The sequence below is a fragment of the Vibrio ichthyoenteri ATCC 700023 genome (assembly GCF_000222605.1).
Classification (GTDB): Bacteria; Pseudomonadota; Gammaproteobacteria; order Enterobacterales; family Vibrionaceae; genus Vibrio; species Vibrio ichthyoenteri.
On sequence record NZ_AFWF01000018.1, the window covers coordinates 44789 to 54696 of the forward strand.

Genomic DNA, 9908 nt, shown 5'->3' on the forward strand with positions numbered 1-9908 from the left:
ATTTACGCCTCACCCAGACCTGATTCGATCGCTTGACCTATGGCAGCTAAAGCTTCAGCTGCATCGTCGCCTTGAGCCACAAACTCAAGTTGATGGCCATGTTTAACGCCAAGAGCGATGACTTTCATTAAGCTTTTAGCGTTAACAAAAGCACTCTCTGAATCGATGTTACGTACTGTAATGGCCGCTTCGAATTTCTTCGCACTCGCGACTAACATTGCCCCTGGGCGCGCATGCAAGCCATGAGCATTGCGAATCTTGAAAATGGCACTGTTATCGTTTGCTGCTGGTGGTTGCGCAATATCGGTAGTTGCGCTGAACATCGCAATTAATTCTTGCGCTGATTTTCCATTTAAGCTGCCAATCGTGCCGTTGGCGACCAAATCAGAGATGATCTTTAGTTGAGCTTGATGCGCGCCATTGCAGGCCGAAAAGGTCACCAAGGAAGCCACCGGCTTGTCTTCGAATTGGCATTGGTTTGCGGTGGAAACGAATGCCATACCTGTTTGATTGGTGCCTTTGTGTGAACCTAGCAGCCACACTCCATCACCTAGATACGTTGGGGATTTCGCCACAACGTCCGCGACAAATTCATTGCTAACACTACCACTATTTTTTAGCAGCCCTGCTGAGACTGCCGCCATTTGAATCATGTCACTGGCAGGAAAACCGAGTTGAATGTGGCTCGCATCGAAATCGATGTTGAATTGGGTTTCACCATTGAGTAGTGCGATGATTTCTTCTGCACTCTGTGCATTCTTTAATGCTTGTTCAACACCATCTTCGCCGAGTACTTTGGTTAACTGTTTTAAAATACCTAAGTGTTCGTCGCTTTTAGCTGCGATCCCAATAGCTAAGTAGACGAGGTTACCGTTACCCCAATCGATACCGTTCGGGAAGTGGGCAATCGCGACGCCGGTTTGCTTAACGAGATGACGGGTATCGGTTGTGCCATGAGGAATTGCAATACCATTACCAAGGTAGGTTGCATTTTGCGCTTCACGATTGGCCATGCCGTGATGATAACCTTGCTCGACAAACCCTTTATCGGTGAGTTGTTGAGCCAGAAAAGTGATGGCAGCGTGCTTATCCGCATACACTTGATTAAGTGATACGTCTTGAGTAGAAAGCTTTAGCATGTAGGCCTCATATGTATTCGGTAATTTACAGCTGAATCGTTTCAGCAGTTTGGTAAAAAAATTCAGCAAACTCATGGTTGATGCCGTCATAACTGAGAAGTAGACGACAATTTGATTGTTTGCTTAATCCTTTCAGCTTTAATGCTGAATCCATTCAGCGTATAATGCAAATATTGTTGAGATCATTGTTAACAAACTTTGATCTAATCCACAGAATGTAGATCTGAATATGACACTGGATGAAATAGCCAAATTAGCCGGCGTATCCAAAACGACGGCGAGTTATGTGATCAACGGTAAAGCAAAGACTTATCGAATCAGCGAAAAAACACAGCTCAAAGTGATGGCGGTAGTTGAACAACATAACTACCGACCAGATGTAGCCGCAAGTTCGCTCAGAGTGGGCAGTAGTCGTTCATTTGGTTTGGTGATTCCGGATCTTGAAAACACCAGCTATGCCAAACTTGCGAAACTGTTAGAGCAAAACTCACGTAAGGCTGGCTATCAAATACTGATTGCTTGTTCCGATGATGACCCGCAAACAGAGAAAAGCGTAGTTGAAGCATTGGTTAGCCGCAAAGTGGATGCCTTGTTTGTTGCCAGTGCAATTCCGAGTGCCAGTGAGTTTTATTTGGCATTGCAAAGCAAAGGGACACCGGTTGTGGCGATAGACCGCCCATTAGATGATGAACACTTCTGCTGCGTGATTAGTGAAGATTTTGGTGCCGCGCACGAGCTTGCGCTCTCCATTATTGGTGACGGCGTCACTAAAATTGGCGTTATAGGTGCACTGCCAGATCTCAATATTTCGCGTGAGCGTGAACTAGGTATCCGTTCAGTGGCAAAAGAGCAGGGTATTGAAGTACAAATTGGCTATGGTGAGCACTTTAATCGCGAACAAGCACAGGCTATTTTTCAGCAATGGATCAATGAGGGACAAGTACCACAAGCGCTCATTACTACTTCCTATACGTTACTCGAAGGAGTGTTAGATGTGTTGCTTGAGCACCCGGAGTTGATTGGTCAAATTAAACTCGCTACGTTTGGTGATAATCGTTTATTGGATTTTTTGCCTTTTAAGGTCAATTCGCTACCACAACAATTTGAAGTCATCGCAGATAGTGCATTGGCGTTGGCGTTAAATGCGGCGGCTAAGCGCTATGAAGCGGGCGTAGAATTAGTGCCAAGACAGATAAAAATCAGAAGTTAACAGCCGACGCTCGATTCGAGATGATTTAGTGCGTCGAGCTTTGCTCTGAATTAAGGCTACCCATATTTGTGGTAAAACCTGAGATAAAAAAACGCCCCTTTTAATCGGGGCGTTTTTGTACTTTGCTGACGCAAATATCGAGCGGTCTAGCATCAATGCTTGAACATCTGAACTTGGCGATTAAGACGCATAGTAATCGCTTCAAGATCTTCAGCAATGGTACGAGAGCTGTCTGCTTCCTGCGATAGATGGTTTGAAACATCGTTCGCCTGTTGAATGTTTTTACTGATCTCTTCAGTCACGGTACGCTGTTCAGATGCGGCATTAGAAATTTGCATTGCCATGTCTGATATTTCTTGGATAGAAATGGTAATTTTCTCAAGTGCATCTGTTGCATCATTTGCATCTTCGACACTTGAAGATGCCAACGCTTGACTACGATTCATCGATTCAACCGCTTCATGACTGTTTCTCTGCAAGCTTTCAATCATTTCACGGATCTCAACCGTCGAACTGTGGGTGCGTTGGGATAAAACTCGCACTTCATCTGCCACTACGGCAAACCCTCTTCCTTGCTCTCCTGCGCGGGCCGCTTCAATGGCTGCGTTTAATGCCAGTAAGTTAGTCTGCTCGGCAATATCGCTGATCGTCGAAAGAATGGCGTTAATCTCTTTGGAATTTCGCTCTAGTTCACCAATGGTTTCTGATGCATGTTGAAGCTGAGAGGCCAAATTGGTGATTGATTCCTGATTGCGCTTAATGACAAGTTTGCCTTGGTCACAATGTTCCGTCGAACCAAAGGCAGAATCAGCGGTAAGACGCGCATTTCCAGCGACTTCTTCCGCGGCGGCTGACATTTCATGTACCGCTGTGGCGATTTGAGAAACTTCGTTAAGCTGTACCGATAGGCCATCACTGATTTTTGTTGCCACGCGAGTGCTAAGCTTAGATTGGTCATCGATACTGTTGGATGATTGAGATATATCGGTAACGACTTCCTGTAATTTGGCGATGAAAGCGTTGACGTGACCAGCCAGTAAGCCGATTTCGTCTTGAGTCTCCACCTTGATACGTTTGGTTAAGTCGCCGTTGCCTTGTGATAAATCTTGCATTGATTCGCTCAACGAATTGAGTGGTGCCAGTGCTTTTTTAACTATCAATAAAGAAATCAAGGCAATAACCAGCACTTGAATCAATCCCATTACTAGCGATTGGCGAACCAATGATTGGTGTGATTGAAAAGCATGCTCTTTATCGACCACAATCGTGTAATACCAATCAGTGTTGGGTACTTTGCGTGATGCAACTAAAGAGTCCACATCTGATATAGAAAGAGCTTGCAGTTCATCTGACGTTGATAGTGCAATTATTTTGCTCATCGTTAGATCAGGAGAAATGCGGTTAAGGTCTTTCAGCGTTAAGTCACTATTTGCATGGGCAACGATATGACCTTGGCTATTGACCAAAAAGCCAAATACACCTTGTTGATCAGATTCAACGATATCACTGACAAGGGCATTGATTTCAACATCCGCGCCCAATACGCCTTTAATTCCGGCGGTGTTGAACGGCTTGGCAATCGAGACAACTAATTTTTGGGTACCGATATCGACATAAGGTTCCGTTATTTGCATTTGACCTGCCGCGATGGCGTCTTTATACCAAGGGCGTGTTCTAGGATCGAATCCTGTGGCATCAATCAGTGGAACGCCTTGAAGAAACTGCCCGGTGTCTAAACCGGCATAAACAATTTGAAAATCGCCAGCTTTGGTGAGGTAAGACAAATAGGATTCAACATCGCCATTTTCTTTAAACCCCCCAGCCGCCGCATTTACAACAGTGATTTTAGCGGCTAGCCAATTGTTCATACTGGAGACATTTTCTTCCAATAGCGTCATGCCGTATTGGGTCGTAGATCGTTGGGTCTCGTCGAGAATTTGACGGCCGGTTAAATACGTTTGCGCTGCGGTCATTATGAGTACAGCTGAAACAAACGCGATAGTAAGTTTTGTTTTTATCGATAATGCTGACATATACAACCTTTTCCCTATATCAACTTTGAGCGCGCGGAGAATATCAGACAGCGTTCTAAATAAAATTGTAATTTCGACGGAAGTTTGAGTTGCGTCTAAATAATCGAGAGGATTTATCTAAACGACAGAAATAATTAATGAATCATTAACAACTATAACGATTTACATCGAAACAAAAGATGGCGTATATAAAATAGAAAGTAGAAAAGTCCGCAGAAGTAAGCAATATAGCAAATTGACAGAATAATGACGCAGGTAAGACGTGACAGTCAAAAAAGCCCGCCAATGATGGCGGGCTCAAAATTAGGCGCTTAAATGAAATTTAAAACTGGAAACGCACTGACATCGCAATTTGTGGGCCATAAATGCCTGAGTTGCGAGTTTCTGCTGAGAGTGACAGTTGATCTGTCGAGTGGAAGCGGATACCAGCGTGGAACACTGAACGTTCATCGAGAACACCGACGCGCGTTGTCGCTTCGATTTGTGCCGCAAGCCAAACGCGTAGACCAATATTAAATTCAGGTACGGTATTGCGCTCTTTATTCTGATCATCAGGATAAGTGATGGTGTGAACCAGCGCTTGGCCAAACACGTCGGCAAACTGGTTAATTGGGCCGTTAAAGCCAAAACCAGCGGCTAAATCAGCGTCGCCATCGAACTGGCTATCTGCTCGAGCGACAAAATGGACACTCTCTAGCACTTGGGTACTGAACTCAACACCGGAAAATTTTGGGTTAACTGCGGTACGAAATTCTAGATAATTGTAATTAAAATTATTGGCAAACGCAGGTTGCGCAAGCGTTAGACTTGCTAATAAGCCTAAAAGCCATTTTTTTCTCAAAGCTTTTCTCCAACTGACAGCAGTAATGCTGAAAAGGCCCACAAAGTGCGGGCCTGATGTTGGGGTATTTTACCTATAAATACTTTAGATTTACAGCACTTGAATGCGATCAACTTCGATCTCAGGAGTATTTCCCCCTTCAAATTCGCCGTATAGGCGTACACGGGTTGAAGCGTCAATTGGGGCTGCTAAGCGAATGTCGTCATCAAGTTCAACTTGTACCTCGTTGCTGCCATCATTAAAGATAAAGGTGTCAGCACTTAGCTGGCGAACCAACTTACCTTCAACGACAACATGTTGCTCGGTGAACATATTGCTTTCGGCAATCAGTTGAGTCATGTTGGTTAATTGCACCGGGCCGTTGAATTGAACGCCGCCTTGGTGTTGACCATGACCATCATTCGCTAAGACGATTGAAGGAAGGATAATCAGAGAAGCAGCTATAGCAATAATTGTTTTTTTCATTTTTAGTTCCTTTTGTCACTACTTTTTGGCGATGTGCCTTGATTTGATGATGCTATTTAACAACACCTTAGGTGAATCAATGCTGAGTTAGGCATTCATTTTCAATTCATGTTTTTGTTAGAAATAGCCGCTTAAACTGGTTATCATCGCGCAATCTAAATTCACAGGTAGTAGTCCGTTATGTATTCAGCATTTCAAGCTCTAATGGTACAAGGAACCACGTCTGACGCAGGGAAGAGTGTTTTAGTGGCAGGTTTATGTCGTGTTCTTGCAAGACGTGGTATTCATGTTGCGCCTTTCAAGCCACAAAATATGGCACTCAATAGTGCGGTTACCGAAGATGGTGGCGAAATTGGGCGTGCGCAAGCTGTGCAAGCGGCGGCGTGTAACGTTAAACCAACGGTACATATGAACCCAGTGTTGCTAAAGCCCAATTCTGATACTGGGGCTCAAGTGATTTTGCAAGGTCGTGCGCTGACGAATATGGAAGCCACCGGTTATCATGATTACAAACGCGTTGCGATGAATACGGTAATGGATTCATTCAACAAGCTACAAGCCGAATTTGATTCGGTAATGATTGAAGGCGCGGGTAGTCCAGCAGAGATTAACCTGCGAGAAAATGATATCGCCAATATGGGCTTTGCAGAACAAGCCGATGTACCAGTAATTATTGTGGCTGATATCGACCGCGGCGGCGTCTTTGCTCATCTATATGGCACACTTGCGTTGTTGTCTAAATCTGAACAAGCCAGAGTTAAAGGCTTTGTCATCAATCGTTTTCGTGGTGATATTAAACTGCTTGAGTCAGGATTGGATTGGCTGGAAGAAAAAACCGGTAAGCCGGTGATTGGCGTGCTGCCATATTTACATGGATTTGATCTTGAAGCGGAAGACGCGATCAATAATGATCAAGGTGACAAAACGTCGGCAAAACTGATTGTTAAAGTCCCCGTTTTGACTCGCATCAGCAATCACACGGATTTTGATATTCTCCGTCAAAACCCTGATATCGACTTACAATTTATCGGTAAAGGTCAATCACTGCGTGGCGCTGATGTGATCGTCTTACCGGGTTCTAAATCCGTTAGAGCCGATCTTGCTTATCTCCGTAGCCAAAACTGGGGTAACGAAATCGCTCGTCATTTGCGTTTTGGTGGCAAGGTGATGGGCATTTGTGGTGGTTACCAAATGCTTGGTCAAAGAATTGATGATCCATTAGGCATTGAAGGCGAACCGGGTTCAAGTGAAGGGCTCGGTTATCTCGATATCACGACGGTTTTGACTGAAGACAAATCACTAGTTAATGTCAGCGGTGAGCTAACCTTAAACGGTAAAGTTGCTCAGGTAAAAGGCTATGAAATCCATGCTGGTCGCAGTGAGGTGCACGAATTACAGCCGTTCTCACTCAGTAATGGCGCTCAAGATGGTGCGCTTAGTGATTCAAACCAAGTGCTCGGAACTTATTTGCATGGCGTTTTTGATCATTCAGAAGCCTTAACCTTATTGTGTGAATGGATGGGGCTTGAAAATGTCGCTATCGTTGATCACCACGCAAACCAAGAGCGAGCAATAAACCGAATCGCTGATGCCATTGAAAAATATCTGAAATTGGATTTGTTATGGCCAGAATTAGAACACTATGAAACTTCGAATTAAATGTTTTACGCTGTTTGCGGCACTTATCTTAAGTGGCCCTTTATATGCAGGGGCAACAGATAAAATTCGTGTTTACGCGGCATCATCGATGACCAATGCGCTTGATGCGTTGGTCAAACAATACAAGCAAAGCCACGACGTAACGATTGTTCCTATTTATGGCGGGTCTTCTTCACTTGCAAGACAGATCGAGCAGGGTGCCCCGGCGGATATATATATTTCTGCTAATAGTCTCTGGGTGGAAAGATTAGTGGCCAGCGGCATTGCGAAATCTCAGGATGTCTCTCTCTTTGCTCGTAATCAGTTAGTGGTGATAGCACCAATTGACCGTGCGGTTGAGCTCGATGGGACCAATGTTTTGTCATGGCAGACGGCATTAAATGGGCAACGTTTAGCAATTGGCCAACCCAATGCGGTGCCTGCAGGTATTTATGCCAAGCAAGCGCTTGAGGAGCTTGGAATATGGAGCACCGTGAGTCAATCACTTGCCCCGACCAACAATGTCAGAACGGCATTGACCTTAGTAGAGCGCGGCGAGACGCCATTGGGTATTGTTTATCAAACAGATGCACAAGCTTCTGATAAAACGAAAGTTATTTATCGTTTTGCCGCAAATACTCATCAAGAGATTCGCTATCCAATGGTGACATTGTCACATAATGATGTCGTCAATGCGTTTTCCAACTATTTAAAAACCGAAGACGCGCAACAGACGCTGCGCCGCTTTGGTTTTGAATAGGAGCGGTCAGTTTGCTGTCTGAATATGAATATCAAGCGGTGTTGTTGAGCCTAAAAGTATCACTGTATGCCATTGTTTGGTTGATACCGCTTGGTATTGCTATCGCATGGTTGTTAGCACGTAAGCAGTTTGTTGGTAAGAGCCTTGTTGATAGCATCGTTCACTTGCCCTTGGTGTTGCCGCCAGTCGTGGTCGGTTATTTATTATTGATACTGATGGGACGACAAGGCATCGTTGGCAGTTGGCTATATCAAACGTTTGGCATCTCTTTTGCGTTTAACTGGAAAGGGGCTGCGTTAGCCTGTGTGGTGGTCGCACTGCCTTTAATGGTGCGTTCAATACGGCTCAGTTTAGAAAATGTGGATACCAAGCTTGAACAGGCCGCTTCAACATTGGGTGCGTCGCCGCTAAAGATTTTTGTTACGATTACCTTGCCTCTTACCATTCCGGGCATCATTACCGGTGTGATGCTCTCTTTTGCTCGCAGTCTTGGGGAGTTTGGGGCCACCATCAGCTTTGTATCGAATATTCCCGGAGAAACTCAAACAATCCCGCTTGCGATGTACACTTTTATCGAAACCCCTGGGGCAGAAAATGAAGCAATGCGCTTATGTGTTATTTCGATTGTCATCGCGCTTGCCTCTTTGCTCGCCTCTGAATGGCTTACTCGTCGCTGTAGTAAGCGATTAGGAGCGAAACAATGAGTAAATTAGCAATCGCGTTTGAACAAACGCTTGGCAATACTCACTTCGATATTAATGTTGAACTGCCGGCGAAAGGGATCACCGCTATTTTTGGTCGCTCTGGCGCTGGTAAAACCTCGCTGATCAACGTAGTTGCCGGTTTAACTAAGCCAACGGCTGGCACTATTGAGATAAACGGGCGCGTTCTTTATGACTCCAACCGTTCAATTAATCTCCCAACACGAGCTCGACGTGTTGGCTATGTTTTTCAAGAATCACGGCTCTTTCCTCATTATCGTGTGAAAGGCAATCTGTTGTATGGCGTTAAGCAAAGCGACCCTGTTTACTTTGAGCAAGTGGTCAAATTATTAGAACTTGAACCTCTATTGACCCGTTTTCCAATAGAGCTCTCTGGTGGCGAGAAGCAACGAGTCGCGATAGGCCGGGCGCTACTCTCTAAGCCTGACATTCTTCTGATGGATGAACCGCTTGCTTCATTAGATCTACCACGTAAACGCGAAGTTCTGCCTTTTTTAGAGCACTTGGCTGATAACGTTAAGGTACCGATTCTTTATGTCACCCATAGCTTGAATGAAATTTTACGTTTAGCAGACCATATTGTGGTGATTGAAGACGGTCGAGTCGTCAATTCTGGCTCAATAGAGAGTGTATGGTCCTCAAATGCGATGCGACCATGGCAATCTTTTACCGAGCAAAGTTCTTTGTTTGAGGCTCAACTCGTTGAACAGATTGATGATTACGCGCTGTCAGGGTTAGAGCTGGCAGAGGGGGTGATGCTGTGGGTGCAAAAAGTGGAAGCGAAAATCAACAGCAGAGTGCGATTACAAGTGCGCGCCAATGACGTTTCAATTAATTTGCAAAAGCCTGAGCGCAGTTCGATTCGAAACGTTCTTCACGCTCAAATTGTCGCAATAGAAACCCACAGTCATGGTAGTGCAAGACAGAGTGTTTCTGTGAAACTTGAATTGGCGAAAAACTGCTTCATGTGGGCGACGATCACCGCTTGGGCACGAGACGAGTTGGAATTGGTGGTTGGAATGAACGTCTATGCACAGATCAAAGGGGTTAGTGTGACTCAGCGTGATATTGCGTTGTCCCATTAAGCTCGGATGCTCAGC

Annotated in this window: 9 protein-coding genes; 5 read left to right on the forward strand and 4 right to left on the reverse strand. The window is 44.9% G+C overall.

Going from position 1 to position 9908, the window contains the following annotated elements; translation table 11 throughout:
• Positions 1–2: 2 nt before the first annotated feature.
• Positions 3–1139 (reverse strand): fused PTS fructose transporter subunit IIA/HPr protein, encoded by a 1137-nt coding sequence (gene fruB / locus RH85_RS02665; protein WP_006710640.1) that lies wholly within the window; start codon positions 1137–1139, stop codon positions 3–5.
• A gap of 229 nt (positions 1140–1368) precedes the next feature.
• On the opposite strand from fruB, the gene cra reads away from it, so the two are divergent.
• A complete protein-coding gene (gene cra / locus RH85_RS02670; protein WP_006710642.1) occupies positions 1369–2349 on the forward strand; it encodes a catabolite repressor/activator in 981 nt (326 codons plus the stop codon).
• Positions 2350–2501: 152 nt separating this feature from the next.
• Here the strand turns inward: cra and RH85_RS02675 are convergent, their stop codons facing one another.
• The 3 genes from RH85_RS02675 to RH85_RS02685 form a co-directional block, all read right to left on the reverse strand.
• Positions 2502–4382, reverse strand: a complete 1881-nt coding sequence (locus RH85_RS02675) for a methyl-accepting chemotaxis protein (protein ID WP_006710643.1) — start codon at positions 4380–4382, stop codon at positions 2502–2504.
• A 322-nt stretch (positions 4383–4704) separates the two neighbouring features.
• Positions 4705–5223 carry a hypothetical protein gene (locus RH85_RS02680; RefSeq protein WP_006710644.1) on the reverse strand — a complete coding sequence of 173 codons (519 nt, stop codon included), beginning with the start codon at positions 5221–5223 and terminating at the stop codon, positions 4705–4707.
• A gap of 90 nt (positions 5224–5313) precedes the next feature.
• Positions 5314–5688 carry a YgiW/YdeI family stress tolerance OB fold protein gene (locus RH85_RS02685; RefSeq protein ID WP_006710645.1) on the reverse strand — a complete coding sequence of 125 codons (375 nt, stop codon included), beginning with the start codon at positions 5686–5688 and terminating at the stop codon, positions 5314–5316.
• Positions 5689–5868: 180 nt separating this feature from the next.
• Between RH85_RS02685 and RH85_RS02690 the strand changes: the two genes are divergently transcribed.
• The 4 genes from RH85_RS02690 to modC are packed head-to-tail and all read left to right on the forward strand — an operon-like array spanning position 5869 to position 9893.
• Positions 5869–7347, forward strand: a complete 1479-nt coding sequence (locus RH85_RS02690) for a cobyric acid synthase (protein ID WP_006710646.1) — start codon at positions 5869–5871, stop codon at positions 7345–7347.
• Positions 7331–8086, forward strand: a complete 756-nt coding sequence (gene modA / locus RH85_RS02695; protein ID WP_006710647.1) for a molybdate ABC transporter substrate-binding protein — start codon at positions 7331–7333, stop codon at positions 8084–8086. Before RH85_RS02690 ends, modA begins: the two co-directional genes overlap by 17 nt.
• A gap of 14 nt (positions 8087–8100) precedes the next feature.
• Positions 8101–8790 carry a molybdate ABC transporter permease subunit gene (gene modB / locus RH85_RS02700; protein ID WP_039948437.1) on the forward strand — a complete coding sequence of 230 codons (690 nt, stop codon included), beginning with the start codon at positions 8101–8103 and terminating at the stop codon, positions 8788–8790.
• Positions 8787–9893 (forward strand): molybdenum ABC transporter ATP-binding protein ModC, encoded by a 1107-nt coding sequence (gene modC, locus RH85_RS02705; RefSeq protein ID WP_006710649.1) that lies wholly within the window; start codon positions 8787–8789, stop codon positions 9891–9893. The genes modB and modC overlap by 4 nt, the downstream gene beginning before the upstream one ends.
• Positions 9894–9908 lie beyond the last annotated feature (15 nt).